This window comes from Glycomyces mayteni, from assembly GCF_042428885.1.
In the GTDB taxonomy this organism is placed as follows: Bacteria; Actinomycetota; Actinomycetes; order Mycobacteriales; family Micromonosporaceae; genus Glycomyces; species Glycomyces mayteni.
Window position 1 is genome coordinate 97,756 of the sequence record NZ_JBHMBP010000003.1, and the last position, 17,325, is coordinate 115,080.

The 17,325-nt window shown below is 71.1% G+C and carries 15 protein-coding genes; 5 read left to right on the plus strand and 10 right to left on the minus strand.

Annotated features, from left to right (window positions below):
• Position 1 precedes the first annotated feature (1 nt).
• A complete protein-coding gene (locus ACFFXY_RS12995; RefSeq protein ID WP_382350879.1) occupies positions 2 to 2,584 on the minus strand; it encodes an FtsK/SpoIIIE family DNA translocase in 2,583 nt (860 codons plus the stop codon).
• A 74-nt stretch (positions 2,585 to 2,658) separates the two neighbouring features.
• On the opposite strand from ACFFXY_RS12995, the gene ACFFXY_RS13000 reads away from it, so the two are divergent.
• On the plus strand, positions 2,659 to 3,360 hold the full coding sequence (locus ACFFXY_RS13000) for an SDR family oxidoreductase (RefSeq protein WP_382350882.1): 702 nt from the start codon (positions 2,659 to 2,661) through the stop codon (positions 3,358 to 3,360).
• A gap of 286 nt (positions 3,361 to 3,646) precedes the next feature.
• Here ACFFXY_RS13000 and ACFFXY_RS13005 read toward each other — a convergent pair whose 3' ends face one another.
• The 3 genes from ACFFXY_RS13005 to thyX form a co-directional block, all read right to left on the minus strand.
• Positions 3,647 to 5,338 (minus strand): ribonuclease J, encoded by a 1,692-nt coding sequence (locus ACFFXY_RS13005; protein ID WP_382350885.1) that lies wholly within the window; start codon positions 5,336 to 5,338, stop codon positions 3,647 to 3,649.
• Positions 5,329 to 6,228 (minus strand): 4-hydroxy-tetrahydrodipicolinate synthase, encoded by a 900-nt coding sequence (gene dapA / locus ACFFXY_RS13010; protein ID WP_382350888.1) that lies wholly within the window; start codon positions 6,226 to 6,228, stop codon positions 5,329 to 5,331. The genes ACFFXY_RS13005 and dapA overlap by 10 nt, the downstream gene beginning before the upstream one ends.
• 150 nt (positions 6,229 to 6,378) lie before the next feature.
• Complete coding sequence (gene thyX / locus ACFFXY_RS13015; protein WP_382350891.1) at positions 6,379 to 7,131, minus strand: FAD-dependent thymidylate synthase; 753 nt, start codon at positions 7,129 to 7,131, stop codon at positions 6,379 to 6,381.
• 203 nt (positions 7,132 to 7,334) lie between these two features.
• Between thyX and ACFFXY_RS13020 the strand changes: the two genes are divergently transcribed.
• The gene (locus ACFFXY_RS13020; RefSeq protein WP_359953272.1) at positions 7,335 to 7,826 is read left to right on the plus strand and encodes a hypothetical protein; all 492 of its coding nucleotides are present in this window, start codon (positions 7,335 to 7,337) and stop codon (positions 7,824 to 7,826) included.
• A gap of 11 nt (positions 7,827 to 7,837) precedes the next feature.
• Positions 7,838 to 8,659, plus strand: a complete 822-nt coding sequence (locus ACFFXY_RS13025) for a DUF4097 family beta strand repeat-containing protein (protein WP_382350894.1) — start codon at positions 7,838 to 7,840, stop codon at positions 8,657 to 8,659.
• A gap of 59 nt (positions 8,660 to 8,718) precedes the next feature.
• On the opposite strand, the gene ACFFXY_RS13030 is transcribed toward ACFFXY_RS13025, so the two are convergent.
• Positions 8,719 to 9,228 carry a DUF2752 domain-containing protein gene (locus ACFFXY_RS13030; protein ID WP_382350896.1) on the minus strand — a complete coding sequence of 170 codons (510 nt, stop codon included), beginning with the start codon at positions 9,226 to 9,228 and terminating at the stop codon, positions 8,719 to 8,721.
• A gap of 243 nt (positions 9,229 to 9,471) precedes the next feature.
• Here ACFFXY_RS13030 and ACFFXY_RS13035 point away from each other — a divergent pair, with 243 nt between their 5' ends.
• Together ACFFXY_RS13035 and ACFFXY_RS13040 are read left to right on the plus strand one after the other, a co-directional pair.
• Positions 9,472 to 10,152 carry an LppM family (lipo)protein gene (locus tag ACFFXY_RS13035; protein ID WP_382350899.1) on the plus strand — a complete coding sequence of 227 codons (681 nt, stop codon included), beginning with the start codon at positions 9,472 to 9,474 and terminating at the stop codon, positions 10,150 to 10,152.
• A 111-nt stretch (positions 10,153 to 10,263) separates the two neighbouring features.
• Positions 10,264 to 11,100 carry a hypothetical protein gene (locus ACFFXY_RS13040; protein ID WP_382350901.1) on the plus strand — a complete coding sequence of 279 codons (837 nt, stop codon included), beginning with the start codon at positions 10,264 to 10,266 and terminating at the stop codon, positions 11,098 to 11,100.
• A 63-nt stretch (positions 11,101 to 11,163) separates the two neighbouring features.
• Here ACFFXY_RS13040 and dapB read toward each other — a convergent pair whose 3' ends face one another.
• From dapB to ACFFXY_RS13065, 5 genes are all read right to left on the minus strand, one after another.
• Positions 11,164 to 11,898 carry a 4-hydroxy-tetrahydrodipicolinate reductase gene (gene dapB, locus ACFFXY_RS13045; protein WP_382350904.1) on the minus strand — a complete coding sequence of 245 codons (735 nt, stop codon included), beginning with the start codon at positions 11,896 to 11,898 and terminating at the stop codon, positions 11,164 to 11,166.
• A complete protein-coding gene (locus ACFFXY_RS13050) occupies positions 11,895 to 13,193 on the minus strand; it encodes a M16 family metallopeptidase (protein ID WP_382350907.1) in 1,299 nt (432 codons plus the stop codon). Before ACFFXY_RS13050 ends, dapB begins: the two co-directional genes overlap by 4 nt.
• Positions 13,194 to 15,641 (minus strand): polyribonucleotide nucleotidyltransferase, encoded by a 2,448-nt coding sequence (locus tag ACFFXY_RS13055; protein ID WP_382350910.1) that lies wholly within the window; start codon positions 15,639 to 15,641, stop codon positions 13,194 to 13,196.
• A 333-nt stretch (positions 15,642 to 15,974) separates the two neighbouring features.
• Complete coding sequence (gene rpsO / locus ACFFXY_RS13060; protein WP_382350912.1) at positions 15,975 to 16,250, minus strand: 30S ribosomal protein S15; 276 nt, start codon at positions 16,248 to 16,250, stop codon at positions 15,975 to 15,977.
• Between the two features lie 87 nt (positions 16,251 to 16,337).
• A complete protein-coding gene (locus ACFFXY_RS13065) occupies positions 16,338 to 17,267 on the minus strand; it encodes a bifunctional riboflavin kinase/FAD synthetase (RefSeq protein ID WP_382350915.1) in 930 nt (309 codons plus the stop codon).
• Positions 17,268 to 17,325 lie beyond the last annotated feature (58 nt).

The window sequence follows — 17,325 nt, forward strand, 5'->3', positions numbered from 1 at the left end:
GCTACAACTGCTCGCCCTGTATGGAGGCGATCACCGAGTCGAGCTCGTCGGGCTTGACGAGGACGTCGCGGGCCTTCGTGCCCTCCGAGGGGCCGACCACGCCGCGCGTCTCCATGAGGTCCATGAGCCGCCCGGCCTTCGCGAAGCCCACGCGCAGCTTGCGCTGGAGCATCGACGTGGACCCGAACTGGGTGGTGACGACCTGCTCGATCGCCTGGATGAGCACTTCGAGGTCGTCGCCGATGTCCGGGTCGATCTCGCGGGTCGAGCCGGGCGCGGCGGTGACCTCCTCGATGTACTGGGCGTCCATCTGGGCCTTCGCGTGCTCCACGACCGCCTCGATCTCCGCGTCGGAGACCCACGCGCCCTGGATGCGCTCGGGCTTGGACGCGCCCATCGGCAGGAACAGGCCGTCGCCGCGGCCCACGAGCTTCTCGGCGCCGGGCTGGTCGAGGATGACCCGCGAGTCCGCGAGCGAGGACGTCGAGAACGCGAGCCGCGAGGGCACGTTGGCCTTGATGAGGCCCGTGACGACGTCCACCGAGGGCCGCTGCGTCGCGAGCACCAGGTGGATGCCGGCGGCGCGCGCGAGCTGCGTGATGCGCACGACCGAGTCCTCCACGTCCCGCGCGGCGACCATCATCAGGTCCGCCAGCTCGTCCACGATGACCAGCAGGTACGGGTGCGGGCGGAACTCGCGGCCCGAGGCCGGGTGCACCTTGATCTCCCCGGAGCGGACCTTCCGGTTGAAGTCGTCCACGTGCCGCACGCCCGCCGAGGCGAGGTCCTCGTACCGCATGTCCATCTCCTTGACGACCCACTGGAGGGCGTCGGACGCCTTCTTCGGGTTGGTCACGATCGGGTGGACCAGGTGCGGGATGCCCTCGTAGTTCGAGAGCTCCACGCGCTTGGGGTCGATGAGCAGCAGGCGCACCTGCTCGGGGGTGGACCGCACCAGGATCGAGGTGAGGAGCGTGTTGATGCACGAGGACTTGCCCGAGCCGGTGGCGCCCGCGATGAGCATGTGCGGGGTCTTCGTCAGGTTCGTGAGGACGTACCCGCCCTCGACGTCCTTGCCCAGGCCCACGATCATCGGGTGCGCGTCGGCCTGCGCGGTCGGCGAGCGCAGCACGTCGCCCAGGGCCACGTCGTCGCGGTCGGTGTTCGGGATCTCCACGCCGACCGCGCTCTTGCCGGGGATCGGGTTGATGATCCGGATCTCGGCGCTCTTGACGGCGTACGCGATGTTCTTCGAGAGCTGGATGATCCGCTCCACTTTGACCGCCGGGCCCAGCTCCACTTCGTACCTCGTTACGGTGGGGCCGCGCGTGAACCCGGTGACGGCGGCGTCCACGTTGAACTGCGCGAACACCTCCTGGAGGGCCGCGATGACGGTCTCGTTGGCCTTCGAGCGCTTCTTCGCGACCGGCCCGGTCGGGAGCATGTCGAGCGGCGGCAGGCGGTAGTCGCCGTCCATCGCGCCGTCCGAGAGGGTCGGCTGCTCGATCTTCTTCGGCGCGGGCGTGTGCTTCGGGGGCTCGCGGACCGGCTCGGGCGCGGGGATCGGCGCGGACCGGCGCGGCGGCGGGGGCTCCTCCTGGCCGAGCTCGGGGACCTCCTCGGGCGCGAGCCGCGGCAGGACGGTCGTGGGCCGGTGGACCCGGCGGGCCTCCTCCTCCTTGAGGCGCTTGGCCTCCCGGCTCTCGGCGCGGGTGAGGCGCGGCTCGCCGCCGTCCTCCTCCTCGTCGTCCTCATAGGTCTCCACCTTGCCGGTGGCCAGGCCCCACAGGTGCATGAGCTTCGTCGGCACCTGGTTCAGGGGCGTCGCGGTGGCGACGAGGACCCCGAACAGCAGGAGCAGCACCAGCAGCGGGAACGCGACGTACGCCGAGACCGCGAGAGCGAGCCCGCCGCCGACGAGCCAGCCGAGCTGGCCGCCCGCGACCATGCGCTCGCCCATGTCGGCGGGGAGACCGGAGATGAGGTGGAGGAGGCCGAGGCTGGCGGCCCAGATGGCGGTCCAGCCGACGAGCGAGCGGCCGTGCGCGCCTTCGGGGGGTTCGAGGCGCATGACGCGGATGCCCCACAGCACCAGCAGGACCGGGAGCGCGCGGGTGGCGAGGCCGAGGAGCCAGTCGAGGATGAACGCGAACCGTTCGCCGACGGGCCCGGCCACGTCGAACCAGACGGCGCACGCGAGGACGATCGCGGTGGCGACCAGGAGCAGCCCGAGGCCGTCGCGGCGGTGCGCGGGGTCGATCTCGCGGGCCGTGGCGGCCTCCTTTCCGACGGAGCGGGCCATCCAGCCGGTGGTGCGGGCCGTGCCGACCCACAGGCCGCGCAGGCCCATGCCGAGGGCTTCGAGGGGGCCGGGGATCGCGTCGGCGCGGGTGCGCTTCTTGACGGCCTTCTTCGCGGTGCGCTTGGCGGCGTTCGCGGTGGTCTTCTTGACCGCGCGCTTCGCCGTCGCCTTCTTGGCGGCGGTCTTCTTGGCGGCACCGGTCGAGGCGGCCGGCTTGCGCCGCGCCGCGGGCGCACCGGACCGGCGGGCCGTGCCGCCCTTGCCGCTCGTCCTGGCCATCATGGTGCATACGTTACCGCCCGCACGCCGGTCGGCGTTGACGCGAAGGGCTTCACGGGAGGGGCTAATGTGACGGCATGTCAAAAACGATCCTGGTCACCGGCGCGGGGCGCGGCCTCGGCCGGACGCTGGCCGAGCGGTTGAGCGCGCGCGGCGACACCGTGATCGCGCACGCCCGCAGCGAGGCCGCGCTCGCGGGGGTGCCGCACGCGAAGGCCCTGGTGGCGGACCTCGCGGAGCCGGGGAGCCTGGCGGAGGCGGTGGCGGCCGCGGGCATCGACCGGCTGGACGCGCTGGTCCACAATGCCGGTGTCCTCAATGTCAGCGCGGTGGCCGACGAGACGCTCGAATGGTGGCAGCGGACGCTCGCGGTGAACGTGGTCGCGGTCGCGGAGCTGACGCGGCTGCTGCTGCCGGCGCTGCGGGCGGCGCGGGGGCACGTGGTGTTCCTGAACTCGGGCGCGGGCCTGAACGCGGCGCCGAAGCTGGCGTCGTACGCGGCGAGCAAGCACGCGCTCAAGGCGATCGCGGACGCGCTGCGCGCGGAGGAGCGCGGGAACGGGCTGCGGGTGACGAGCCTCTACCCGTCGCATTTCGACACCGACATGCAGCGGGGCCTGCGGGACCAGTACGACTCGGACTACGACCCGGCGCGGGCGATGAGCCCGGAGTCGGTGGCGGCCCAGATCGCCGCGGTCCTCGACACCCCGGCGGACATGGTCGTGAACGACCTCCGCTCGGAGCCCCCGAACCCGCTCCCGATCATCCCCAAAACCTAGCAAATCCCGCTTTAAGCCGATAAATCCCCCTTAAGGGACCCCTGGCGCAACAGTAGCGCGGGGGTACGACAGCGAGACGGGGCCGCTCCCTCCCGGGAGCGGCCCCGCCGCTTACATGAGACTCACTCAGACATCGGGGCGGAGCGCCCCGGTCGTTCTCTCATATGCCGAGGCCCTGCGGCCTCAAGTCCGTTCGCGCCGCGCCGAATGCACCGCCGTGGACCCACCGCCGAGGGGGACGCCTGACCGCGTCCCCTCGGACTCCGAGGCCGAACCTCGCGCGCCCTCAGACTTCGAGGACGTGGGGAACGATCATAGGCCGTCGCCGGTACGTGTCGTTGACCCACTTCCCCACAGTGCGGCGCAGGATCTGCTGGAGCTGGTGCGGGTCGGTGATCCCGTCCTGCGCGGCGCGCTCCATGGCGTCGCCGATCAGCGGCAGGACCCCGTCGAACGCCTTCGGGTCCTCGGAGAACCCGCGCGCCGACACCGTCGGCCCGCCGACGACCTTGCCGTTCTCGGAGTCGATCACCACGGTCGCGGCGATGAACCCGCCGTCGCCGAGGACGCGGCGCTCGTTGAGCACCGGCTCGCCGACGTCGCCGACCGACAGGCCGTCCACGTAGATCAGGTTGTTCGGGATGTGCCCGACCAGGCGCGCGCGCCCGTCGACCAGGTCCACCACGTCGCCGTTCTCGATGACGATGACCTGGTCGGCCGGGACGCCCGACTCGATCGCGAGGCGCGCGTGCGCCTGGAGGTGCCGGGCCTCGCCGTGCACCGGGATCATGTTCGAGGGCTTCACGACGTTGAGCACGTACAGCAGCTCCCCCGCGGGGGCGTGCCCGGACACGTGGACCTTCGCGACGTCCTTGTGGATCACGGTCGCGCCGGTGCGCGCCAGGCGGTTGATCACGCCGTACACGGCGGTCTCGTTGCCGGGCACCAGCGACGACGCGAGGATCACCGTGTCGTCGGGCTCGACGGTGATGTGCCGGTGGTCGCCGGAGGCCATGCGGCCCAGGGCGCTCATCGGCTCGCCCTGGGAGCCGGTGGACATGTACACGACCTCGTCGTTGGGCAGGCGCACCGCCTCGTCCATGCTCACCAGCAGCCCCTCGGGGACGTGCATGAGGCCGAGGTCGCGGGCGATCGCCATGTTGCGGACCATGGAGCGGCCCACGAACGCGACCTTGCGCCCGTGCGCGTGCGAGGCGTCGAGGACCTGCTGCACGCGGTGCACGTGGCTCGCGAAGGACGCGACGATGATGCGGCCCTTGACGTCCTCGAAGAGCTTGTCGAGGACCGCGCCGATCTGGCGCTCGGAGGTCACGAACCCGGGGATCTCCGCGTTCGTGGAGTCCGACAGGAGCAGGTCCACGCCCTGGTCGCCCAGGCGCGCGAACCCCGCGAGGTCGGTGATGCGCCCGTCGAGCGGCAGCTGGTCCATCTTGAAGTCGCCGGTGTGGAGCACCAGGCCGGCCTCGGTGCGCACCGCCACGGCGAGCGCGTCCGGGATGGAGTGGTTGACGGCGAGGAACTCGCACCCGAACGGGCCGAGCTGGAGCGTCTCGTTCTCGGCGACGACGATCCCGGCGGGCTTGATGCGCCGCTCGCGCAGCTTGGCCTCGACGAGCGCGACGGAGAAGCGGGAGCCGACGACGGGGATGTCGTTCTTGTGCTCCAGCAGGAACGGGATGGCCCCGATGTGGTCCTCGTGGCCGTGGGTGACGACGATGGCCTCGATGTCGTCGAGGCGGTCGAGGATCGGCGTGAAGTCCGGCAGGATCAGGTCGACGCCGGGCTGGTCGACGTCGGGGAAGAGCACCCCGCAGTCGACGATGAGCAGGCGGCCCTCGTACTCGAAGAGGGTCATGTTGCGGCCGATGGCGCCGAGGCCGCCGAGCGGGATGACCCGGAGGGCCCCGTCGGGGAGGGCGCCGGGTTCGCCGAGGTTCTTGGGTCGGGTCAGGCCCATCGGGCCTCCTTCAGGTCGGCGAGTCGGGCGGCGATGAGGGCGGAGAGGTCGGCGTCGGCGGGGAGCAGCGGCAGGCGCGGCTCCCCCGCGGGCAGGCCCGCGGTGGTGAGGCCGGATTTGACGGCGACGAGGCCGGGCCCGCTGAAGACCGCGTCGGTCAGGGGCAGGAGGGCGTCGTTGATCGCCTGCGCCTTGGCGGTGTCGCCGTCGTCGTAGGCGTCGAACATCGCGTTGATGTGGCGGCCGACGAGGTGGGCGGTCACGGAGACGACGCCGACCTGGCCGGTGGCGTACGCGGCGAGGTTGAGCTCGTCGACGCCGCAGTAGGCGGCGAGGCCGGTGTTCACGCGGACGCGCTGGGACTTGACGACGTCGCCGGTGGCGTCCTTGAACGCGATGATGTTCTCGTGCTTCGCGAGTCGCGCGAAGGTGTCCTCGGCGATGCCGAGGACCGAGCGCGGCGGGATGTCGTAGAGCATCGCCGGGAGCGCGGCGGCGTCGGCGATGGCCTCGAAGTGGGCGGCGATGCCTGCCTGGGTGGGCTTGTTGTAGTACGGGGTGACGAGGAGGAGCCCGTGCGCGCCGGCCTTCTCGGCGGCCTGCGCGAGGCGCACCGAGTGGCGGGTGTCGTAGGTCGAGGCGCCCGCGACGACATGGGCGCGGTCGCCGACGGCTTCGAGGACGGTCTCGATGACCTGGGTCTTCTCGGCGTCGGTGGTGGTGGGCGACTCGCCGGTGGTGCCGTTGAGGACGAGGCCCTCGCAGCCCTGCTCGTCGACGAGGTGGCGCGCGAGGGCGGCCGTGCCGGGGACGTCGAGCTCCCCTGAGGGCGTGAACGGCGTGATCATCGCCGCGAGTGTGCGCCCGAAGGGGCGCGTTGCGTTGCGCATCTGCTTTCACCAATGCTGGTTGCGGCGGCGGGGGCGCTGCGCCCGCCGCTCGTTTCGTATAACTGTCTCAAGTTCATGGAGCCCGCGGCTCGGAACCGGACCCCGCGGTGGCGCGGGGGCCGGAAGCTGCGGGCGGTGCGCCCTGCGGCTCTACCCCTCGGTCACGTAGGGGCTGGAGGCGACCTCGGTGCCGTCGTCGAGCTTCGAGATCTGGAAGTCGGCGAAGACGTTCGCGGCCTTGTCCTTGAGCTGCTTGAGGCACTCGACTGCCAGCGCCCGGATCTCGACGTCGGCGTGCTCGGAGGCGCGCATGGCGATGAAGTGCCGCCAGGCGCGGTAGTTGCCGGTCACGACGATGCGGGTCTCGGTGGCGTTGGGGAGGACCGATCGCGCCGCTTGGCGCGCCTGCTTTCGGCGGAGGGTGCCGTTCTTGACGTCGGCGAACTTCTTCTCCAGGCCTTCGAGGAGGTCGTCGTAGGCGCTCTGGGCGGCGTCGGCCGCGGCGAGGAAGCGCTCGTGGAGTTCGGGGTCGTTCGCGATCACTTCTGGCTCGACCATGTGCGCGTCGCGCTCGGGGACGTAGCGCTGCGAGAGCTGGGAGTACGAGAAGTGGCGGTGGCGGATCAGCTCGTGGGTGAGGGAGCGGGAGATGCCGCTGAGGTAGAAGCTGACGGTGCCGTGTTCGAGGACGGAGAGGTGTCCGACTTGGAGGATGTGGTCGAGGTATCCGGCGTTGGTGGCGGTCTTGGGGTTGGGCTTGGTCCACGACTGGTAGCAGGCGCGGCCGGCGAACTCGGCGAGGGCCTGTCCGCCGTCGGCGTCGGTGTCCCAGGGGACGTCTGCGGGCGCCTCGAAGTGCGTCCAGGCGATGAGTCGGACGTCCATCGGTACGATTTCGGGCATCCCCGCTCCCCCTCGTTCGTGTTCGGTGGCTGTTAGTGCTGGTTCTCGACTCCCTGAGGGTACTCGGCGGGGGAGTGTGGTCCTGCACGCGCCCGGCCGCGGGTGCGTCCGGGTGTGCTCTGTGGGGCGGGCGTGGCGGGGCGCCGCGTCCCGGCTCCAGCGCGCCGCTTGACAGACGTCAGAAATGATGTCATCATGGTGTCATGGACTTGACGCCGTACATCGAATCGCTCCGCCGGAGCCTCACCGCCGCCGCCGCGCCGGGCGGGGAGGACGCCGCGCGGACCGCGGAACTGCTGTCAGAAGCGCTCGACGCGGGTGCGCGCCTGGCGCTCATGGAGGCCCTCTCGGAGGCCGCCGCCGAGATCACCGCCGGGCTGGACCAGGCCGGTTCCCCGGCGTCGGTCGATCTGCGGGTGCGCGGCAAGGAGGTCGACCTGCGCGTCAGCGGCGGCGAGACCGCCGAGGCCGCGCCGCCTCCGGCCCCGCCGGTGGACGACGACGTCGCCCGCATCACGCTGCGCCTGCCGGAGTCGCTCAAGGAGGACGTCGAGCGCGTCGCCTCCAAGGACGGCGCCTCGGTCAACGCCTGGCTGGTGCGCGCGATCAACAACGCGGTCCACGCCTCTCGCACGTCGGGGCAGCCCGCCGGCGCGAAGTACAGCCAGCGCATCACCGGCTACGCCCGGGCTTAGGAGCAGCAAGGATGAACGAGTACACCGAATTCACCCACGACGGGCCGGTCACGGCGGCGATCACCCTCGCCGACGGCTCGGTCACCGTCACCGCCCACGAGCTGGACACGGTCCTCGTGGAGGTGAAGCCCGCGCAGCGCCGTTCGGAAGGCGACTCGGACGCGGCCGACCTCGCGAGCGTGTCGTTCGAGAACGGGCACCTGCGCGTGGTGGCCCCGGAGAAGGCGCAGAACTGGTTCTTCCGCAAGGAGATCGGCGTGCACCTGTCGGTGCGGGTGCCGGTCCGCTCGGAGGTGTCGGTCAAGACGACGTCGGCGCCGATCAGCCTGCACGGCAAGCTGGGCGCGGTCTCGATCAACACGGTGGCCGGGTCGGCGACCGTGGAGAGCGCGACGAGCGTGAAGGCGAACACCGTGTCGGGTTCGATCAGCGTCATCGACGCGATCGAGGACTTCCGCGCGAACACCGCGTCGGGGCAGGTCAAGGCCGACCACGTCGGCGGGGACTTCTCGGCGAAGACGGTGGCGGGCTCGATCTCGGCCGAGCGGCTGGACTCGAACGCGAACGTGAACACCCTGTCGGGCGGGATCGAGCTTGGCGCGCTGCGCTCGGGCTCGGTCCGGGCGAACACGGTCTCGGGGCGCATCAGCCTCGGCGTGGTCCCGGGCACCGACATCTGGGTGGACCTGGACGCGAAGGCCGGTTCGGTGACCTCGGAGCTGGCGACTGGCGACACGTCCCCGGCGCCGTCGAGCGACGGGACGAGCCTGGAGGTGCGGGCGCGGTCGGTGTCGGGCGACATCTACCTGCACCGTGCGAGCGCGTTCGCTTAGGACTTCACTCAACACCCACTAGCGGGCCCGGCTGCTTCGGCGGCCGGGCCGCTTCGCGTTCAGACGTAGAAGAACGTGAAGGGCGGCCAGGGGAGGTTGCGGAGGATGAAGAACGCGCCCCAGGCGGAGAGGAAGACGGTGACGAGCCCGGGGGTGAGGTGGAAGGTCGGGAGGCGCCAGGTGAGGCGGGGGAAGAGGCGCGGGACGGCCCAGGCGAGGTACATCCAGGCGATGAACGGGGCAGCGAAGACGGCCATCATGTGGTGGCGGGCGGCTTCGGGCAGGTTGAGGGTGAGCACATAGTAGAACGCGCGGGTGCCGCCGCAGCCGGGGCAGTCGAAGCCGGTGGCGAGTTTGAACAGGCAGGTGGTGGTGCCGGTGTCGTCGGTGGGGTTCGTGGCGACGACGCCCGCCGCGGCGCCCGCGAAGCAGGTGAGGATGAGCAGCGGCGCGAACCAGGGGCGCACGACGGCGTCGGTGACCCACCGTTTGACGGGGTTGCCGCGCCGCCGCTGCGGCTGCTCGGGTTCGGGCCGCGACTCCAGGGTCGCCTCATCGACTGCGCACACGGGTCCTCCTCCCCCACAGACTAGCGCGCACGGCGAGAGGCCTCGGGCCCCGTTCTGCGGGCCCCCGGTGCAACACCCTGACACGGGGGTATGACATTCGGGGATGCAGCGGGCACGGCGAGAGCCTTGGAGCGCCGTTCGGAGCGCCCCACTCAAGGACCGTGACACGGGGGTATGACATTCCGGGGGTGCGGTGTGGGCGAAAGCGCGGCTTCGTCCGTTTCGCGGGCTTAGGCTCGGGTCATGCGTGGGATTGCTCGCCGGGTGCTGACCGGTGCCGCCGCGGCGGGTCTGGTGGTCGTGGCCTCCGGGTGCGTCAGGCTCGACCTGGGGCTGGAGGTGCGGCCGGACGACACGGTGGGCGGGGAGTTCACGGCCGCGTGGAGCGACGAGTTCCTGGAGCAGGCGCAGGACGAGGGGCTGGGGCGGTCGGAGCTCGACGCGTTCCTGGACGCGCTGCTCGACGGGGTGCCGGGGACCGAGCGGGTGCCGTACGAGCAGGACGGGTTCACGGGGCAGACGGCCTCGTTCACCGACCGGCCGCTGTCGGACTTCGCGGAGTTCGGCGGCGACGAGTGGGGGTACCTGCGCATCGGGCACGACGGGCGCGAGTACGGGCTCGAAGGTTACTGGGACCTGCGGGCGGCCGGGTTCATCGACCCGGAGGCGTTCGAGGACGCCGAGATCCTCATCAGCGTCAACTTCCCGGCCACGGTGACCGAGCACAACGGGGAGCTCGACGGGCGCACCGTCACGTGGCGGATGGTCCCGGGCGAGGACTACGACCTGCACGCGACCGCCGTGGAGAACAACGGCTGGGCGTTCCTCATCGCCGGGGTCGGCTCGGTGGTCGTCATCGGGGCGCTGCTGTGGCTGTGGCAGTGGTACGCGCTGCGGCGCCACTCCACGGGCCGCACCGCCTGACCTGCGGGCGGCCCCGTTAGTTCGCGCACAAACCGTAGTCGCTCCGTACACGGCCCGTATCCTGGTGAGTCCGTCCGCGTCGCGGAACGATCACGACCACGGGGAGGGCCGTTGACTCAGTACCGCTCGAAGAGCAAGGGCCGCAAGGACAAAGAGCCCGGACTGGAACTGAGCATCGGTCAGGTCCTGGCCGCCGCCGGCGCCACCGTCATCGGCGCGCTCCTTGCGAAAGTCCTCAACATCTGGGGCACCGTCGCGGGCACCGCGGTCCTCAGCATCTGCTCCTCGATCGGCGCGGTCCTCATCCTCCGGGCCATGCGCTCCACCGGCGAGCGCATCAAGTCGCAGATCGCGGCCATGGCCCCCACCGCCCGCGGCAAGGTCACCGCCGCGACGGTCGAGACCACGGTCGAGGACACCACAGCGGGCGCCAGCGCGACCGCGAAGATCCCCGAGGCCGCGCAGCTCCACTCGACGCAGGACGAGACCGTCCCCATGGAGGTCCCCGACCTCGAACCCGAGGGCCACGTCACGGACGTGAACTCCCGCAAGAAGACCGTCCTGGCGATCGCGATCTCCAGCGTCCTCGTCTTCGGCCTCACCGTTGGCACCCTGTTCCTCCTCGGGATCTTCACCGGCGACCCGGGCCGGTTCATCCACGACGACAACCAGGCCACCGTCTCCGACACCCCCGACGAGACCGCCGACCCCACCGAGACCGCCACCGGTGACGCGGACGAGAGCGCCTCCGAGGACCCCACGGACGGCGCGACCACCGACGCCCCCAGCGGCGACCCGACCCCCTCCGAGTCGACCTCCCCCAGCGAGGAGGCGACGACCCCCGGCGAGGAGACGACCACCGAGTCCGGGCAGGGCGGGTCCGAGCCGACCCCGAGCACGAGCCCCGAAGAGGAAGCGGCCTCCGAGAGCGCGGCAACGGGCGAATAGCAGACGACGCGAAAGGCGCCCGCCGGATCGGCGGGCGCCTTTTCGCTTGCGTTGCAGCGCGGTTCAGTCGAGCAGGTCGTCCAGGCCCACCGTCAGGCCCTGGCGCTTGACGACCTCGCGGATCGCCAGGAGCACGCCGGGCATGAACGACTCGCGGTCGAGCGAGTCGTGGGAGATGACGAACCGCTCGCCGGGGCCGCCGAAGCGGACCTCCTGGCTCGCCACGTACCCCGCGGAGCGGATCGCGTGGACGCGCACGCCCTCGACGTCGGCGCCGCGCGCGCCCATCGGGTCGGTCTCGGTCGCGTCGGGCATCCCGTCGAGGCCGGCCTCGGCGCGCGCCGCGGCGATGACCCGCGCCGTGTGCACGGCCGTGCCCGAAGGGGCGTCGACCTTGCGCGGGTGGTGCGCCTCGATGATCTCCGCGGAGTCGAAATGCTTCGCGGCCTTCGCCGCGAACTGCATCATCAGGACCGCGCCGATCCCGAAGTTCGGGGCGATGACCGACCCGACCTCGGGGTCGGCGGCGAGGATGCCGCGGGCCGCGTCCAGGCGCTGCGCGTCGAACCCGGAGACGCCGACCACGGTGTGGATGCCGCGGTCGGTGCACCAGGCGAGGTTGTCCATGACGACGCCGGGGAGCGTGAAGTCCACGACCACGTCGCACCCGGCGACCTTGTCGAGGCTCTCGTCCCGGGCCACCGTCGCCGTCAGCTCCAGGTCGTCGGCCGCGTCCACGGCCTCGCACGCGGCCCGGCCCATGCGGCCGCGGGCGCCGAGCACCCCCACCTTGATCATCGGAAGTCCTTCTCGTCGAACGGCCCCACGGCCGCGATCGTCATCGGCTGGGACAGGATCTCCGCGGACACGGCCCGGATCTGCTCCGACGTGACCGCCTCGATGTCCGCGAGCTCACGCTCCAGGGACAGGTGCTCGCCGTACAGCAGCTCCGCGCGTCCCAGGGCGTTCATGCGCGAACCCGAGTCCTCCATCGACAGGACCATGCCGCCGCGGCTCATGCCCTTGCCGCGCAGCAGCTCGTCGTCGGTGACGCCGTCGGTCGCCATCCGCTCCAGCTCCGCGAGCACCAGCTCGCGCACCTGGTGGACCTTGTCGGGGTTCGACCCTGCGTAGACGCCGAACGAGCCCGTGTCCGCGAAGTACGACGTGAACGAGTACACCGTGTACGCCAGGCCGCGCTTCTCGCGCACGGACTGGAACAGCCGCGAGGACATGCCGCCGCCGAGGATGTTGTTCATGACCTCGAAGGCGTCCTTGCGGGGGTCGTGCCGCGAGAACAGGCGGCAGCCGACCACCAGGTGCGCCTGCTCGGTGTCGTGGTGCTCCACCAGGAGCGGCCGCGGCTCGGGCAGGACCGCCTCGTCGTGGCGGCGCTGGCGCGGGACGGCCGCGCCGCCGAGCAGCGGCCGGAAGGCCTCCTGCACGAGCTTCACGGTCTCGGCGTGGTCGACGCCGCCCGCGGCGCACACCGTCAGGTTCGGGGCCTGGTAGTGGTGCCGGTAGAACTCGTTGATCTGCGCGCGCGTCAGGGCGCGCACGGTCTTCGGGTCGCCGGCGATGTCGCGCCCGAGCGGGCCGTCGCCGAACAGCGCCTGCGAGAACAGCTCGTGGACGACGTCCGCGGGCTCGTCCGCCGAGGCGGCGATCTCTTCGAGGATCACGTCCCGCTCGACCTCCACGTCGGCGGGCGTCACCAGCGACGCGCACATGGCGTCGCCGAGCACGTCCACCGCGATCGGCAGGTCGTCGTCGAGGACCCGCGCGTAGAAGCAGGTCAGCTCCCGCGCGGTGTACGCGTTGGACTCGCCGCCGACCGCTTCGATCGCCTCGGCGATCTCCGTGGCCGTGCGCTTCGCGGTCCCCTTGAACAGCAGGTGTTCGAGGAAGTGCGAGACGCCGGCGAGCTCGGGGGCCTCGTCGCGGGCCCCCACCCCGACCCACACGCCGACAGAGGCCGAGCGCATGGTCGGGACGGTTTCGGTGAGCACACGCAAACCGCCGGGCAGCACGGTCACACGGACCGTGCCGCCCAGCGGGTCGTCTATGAGCGTGCGAGTCTGGGGACGACTCATCTACTCTTCCGAGCCTCCGGCATCGTCAGTGCGGCGGGTGCGGCGGCGGCGGCGCTCGCCGTCCCCGCCCTCGGCGGAGCGCTCAGGACGCTCGGAGCGCTCGCCCCGGTCGCGGCGCTCGCCGCCGCCGGAACGCTCGCCGCCGCGCTCGCGGTCGCGGCGCGGGCCGCGGTCGTCGCGGTCGCGGCGCGGGCCGCGGGACTCCTTGCGCTCGGCCGGGCGGCCCTTCTTGTAGCCCTCGGGCTCCTCGCCCTCCGGGTAGACCTTGTCGAGGTAGATCTTCCCGCGGTTGTCGATGTCGCCGATCTCGACCTCGATCTTGTCGCCGACGCCCAGGACGTCCTCGACCCGCTCGACGCGCTTGCCGTCGCCGACCTTCGAGATGTGCAGGAGGCCGTCGCGGCCCGGCACCAGCGAGATGAACGCGCCGAAGTCGGTGGTCTTGACGACCGTGCCCAGGAACCGGTCGCCCACGTTCGGGAGCGTCGGGTTCGCGATGGCGTTGATCGTCTCGACCGCGGCCTGCGCGGCCTCGCCGTTCTCCGCCGACACGTAGATCGTGCCGTCGTCCTCGACGGTGATGTCCGCGCCCGTGTCGTCCTGGATCTGGTTGATCGTCTGGCCCTTCGGGCCGATGATCGCGCCGATCTTGTCGACCGGGATCTTCAGGGTCGTGATCCGCGGGGCGGACGCGGCCAGCTCGCCAGGCTCGCTGATCGCGTCGAGCATGACGTCGAGGATCGCGTGGCGGGCGTCGTTGGCCTGCTGGAGCGCCTGCGCCAGCACGTCCGACGGCAGGCCATCGAGCTTCGTGTCCAGCTGGAGGGCCGTCACGAACTCGGCGGTCCCGGCGACCTTGAAGTCCATGTCGCCGTAGGCGTCCTCGGCGCCGAGGATGTCGGTGAGGGTCACGTACTTGGTGCCCTCCTCGGTCTCCTCGGAGATGAGGCCCATCGCGATGCCCGCGACCGGCGCCTTGATCGGCACGCCCGCGTTCATCAGCGACATCGTGGACGCGCAGACCGAGCCCATCGAGGTCGAGCCGTTCGACGCGAGCGCCTCGGAGACCTGGCGGATCGCGTACGGGAACTCCTCGCGGCTCGGCAGCACCGGCACGAGCGCCCGCTCGGCGAGCGCGCCGTGGCCGATCTCGCGGCGCTTGGGCGAGCCCACGCGGCCGGTCTCACCGGTCGAGTACGGCGGGAAGTTGTAGTTGTGCATGTAGCGCTTCTTGCTGACCGGCGACAGCGTGTCGATGGCCTGCTCCATGCGCAGCATGTTCAGCGTGGTGACGCCCATGATCTGGGTCTCGCCGCGCTCGAACAGGGCCGAGCCGTGGACGCGCGGCAGGATGCCGGCCTCCGCGCCCAGCGGGCGGATGTACGCGGGCAGGCGGCCGTCGATGCGGACGCCCTCGTTGATGACGCGCTTGCGGACCAGCTTCTTGGTGAGCGAGCGCAGCGAAGCGGACAGCTCGCCCTCGCGGCCCTCGAAGTCGGCGCCGAGCTTCTCCAGCATGACGGACTTGACGCGGTCCAGCTCGTCCTGGCGGTCGGTCTTGTCGGCGATCTGGAGCGCCTGGTCGAGCTCCGCGGTGACCGCGGCCTCGACGGCGGCGTACGCGTCGTCCTGGTAGTCGAGGAAGCGCGGGTAGTCGGCGACCGGCTTGGCGGCGACCGCGGCCAGTTCCGCCTGGGCGCGGACCAGCTCGGCGATGACCGGCTTGACGGCTTCGAGGCCCTCGGCCACGACCTCTTCGGTCGGCTTGGTGCCGCCCGAGGCGATGAGGCTGAGCGTGTTGTCGGTGGCCTCGGCCTCGACCATCATGATCGCGACGTCGCCCGAGTCGAGGACCCGGCCGGTGACGACCATGTCGAACGTGGCCTTCTCGATCTGCTCCAGGGTCGGGAACGCGACCCAGGTGCCGTCGATGAGGACGACGCGGGTCGAGCCCAGCGGGCCCGAGAACGGCAGCCCGGCGAGCTGCGTCGACATGGACGCGCCGTTCATGGCGACCACGTCGTACTCGTCCTTGGCGTCCACGGCGAGGATCGTGCCGATGACCTGGACCTCGTTGCGCAGGCCCGACACGAACGACGGGCGCAGCCCGCGGTCGATGAGGCGGCAGATGAGGATCGCGTTCTCCGAGGGGCGGCCCTCGCGGCGGAAGAACGAGCCGGGGATGCGGCCCGCGGCGTACATCCGCTCCTCGATGTCGACGGTCAGCGGGAAGAAGTCGAAGTGGTCCTTCGGGTTCTTCGAGGCCGACGTGGTCGAGAGGACCACGGTGTCGTCCATCTGGACGATCGCGGAGCCCTGGGCGAGCTTCGCCAGGCGGCCGGTGCTGAAGTGGATCTTGCGAATGCCGTACTCGCCGTTGTCGATGACGGCGGTGGCGTGGTGATCCCCGAGGTTGAACGCCTCGGGTGTCCGGTCGTTATCGGACATAGAGTGTCGATCTCCTTGTCGTGCCGAAGCACTGTGTAGTTCGGAACAGCGCGTCTCCCGCCACGCTTTCCGGTCTTCGATCGAAGCACTCGGATGTCCTGCCCCGTACGGGGTGATCCGGATGCCACTACCGAGGACCGGTGCGGTCTCAGGCGGGCCGCGCCGCGCCCCGTGCGGGGCGCTGCGGTGGAGCGTGTTGCTCAACTGCCACCTTACGTTACCCGGCAGACGCGGCGGCAGCCGCGAAGCGAAAGTGAGCCGGGTTAACGGCGGCGCCGGGTACGGCGAAGGGAGCGTCCCGGTACGGGGCGCTCCCTGTCGTCAAGCCGTGTGCTAGGCGTTGTCGCGGATGCCGAGGCGCTCGATGAGGCCGCGGTAGCGCGCGATGTCTTCCTTCTTCAGGTACTTGAGGAGGCGGCGGCGCTTGCCGACCAGCAGCAGCAGGCCACGACGCGAGTGGTGGTCGTGCTTGTGCGTCTGGACGTGGGCCGTGAGCTCCTTGATGCGGTGGGTCAGGATCGCCACCTGCACCTCGGTCGAGCCGGAGTCGCCCTCGTTGACGGCGTACTCCTTGATGATCTCGGCCTTCTTGACAGCGTCGAGCGCCATAGTCGAACACCCTTTCATTTCGATTCAAGGCCAGTCCGCGGTGTCGTGCAGGCTGGTCGATTGCAACCTTGCCAGGTTAGCAGGGCGTTAGTCCAGCTCCAAGGCCCGGCGGGTGTCTGCGACGTCCGTCTCGATCTGCTCGATCAGCGGCTCCATGCCGGTGAAGGCGATCTGGTCGCGCAGGCGGACGGTGAAGTCCACGCGCACGTGCTCGCCGTAGAGGTCGCCCTCGAAGTCGAGGACGTGGGCCTCGACGGTGCGCTCCTTGCCGTCGAACGTCGGGTTCGTGCCGACGCTCACCGCGGTCGGGTGGCGCTGGGAGCCGCGCACGAACCAGCCCGCGTAGACGCCGTCCGCGGGGATCGCCGTCCCGGCGGGGACGTCGAGGTTCGCGGTGGGGAAGCCCAGGGCCGTGCCGCCGCGGCCCGCGCCGTGGACGACGGTGCCCTCGACGCCGAAGTCGCGGCCGAGGACTTCGGCGGCGGCGGCCACGTCCCCCTCGGCGACGAGCTTGCGCACGCGCGTCGAGGAGTACACCTCGTCATCGGCGGTGAGGGTCTGCGGGAGGACCTCGAAGCCGTACTCGGCGCCGAGTTCGGCGAGGGTCTCCACGTTCCCGGCGGCCTTGTGGCCGAAGCGCCAGTTCTCCCCCACCACGACGGCCTTCGCGTGGAGGCCGCCGACGAGGACGTGGCGCACGAAGTACTCGGGGCTGAGCTGCGACAGCTCCTTCGTGAACGGCAGGACGCAGACCGCGTCCACCCCGAGCGATTCGAGCAGTTCGATGCGGCGCTCCACGGACGCGAGGCGGGCCGGGACCGCGTGCGGCGCGACCACGGCCGTCGGGTGCGGGTCGAAGGTGACGACGACGCAGCGGGCCTCGCGCTCGGCGGCGGCCTTCGCGGCCGTGCGGACGAGCGCGGCGTGGCCGCGGTGCACGCCGTCGAACACGCCGATCGCGACGACGGAAGCGGGCCAGCCCTCGGGAGTCGCGTCTATTCCGCGCCAGGTTTCCACGTGGACGATCTTCTCACTGCCCGAAGGCGACGGCCATCCGGACGCGACGGCAGTGAGG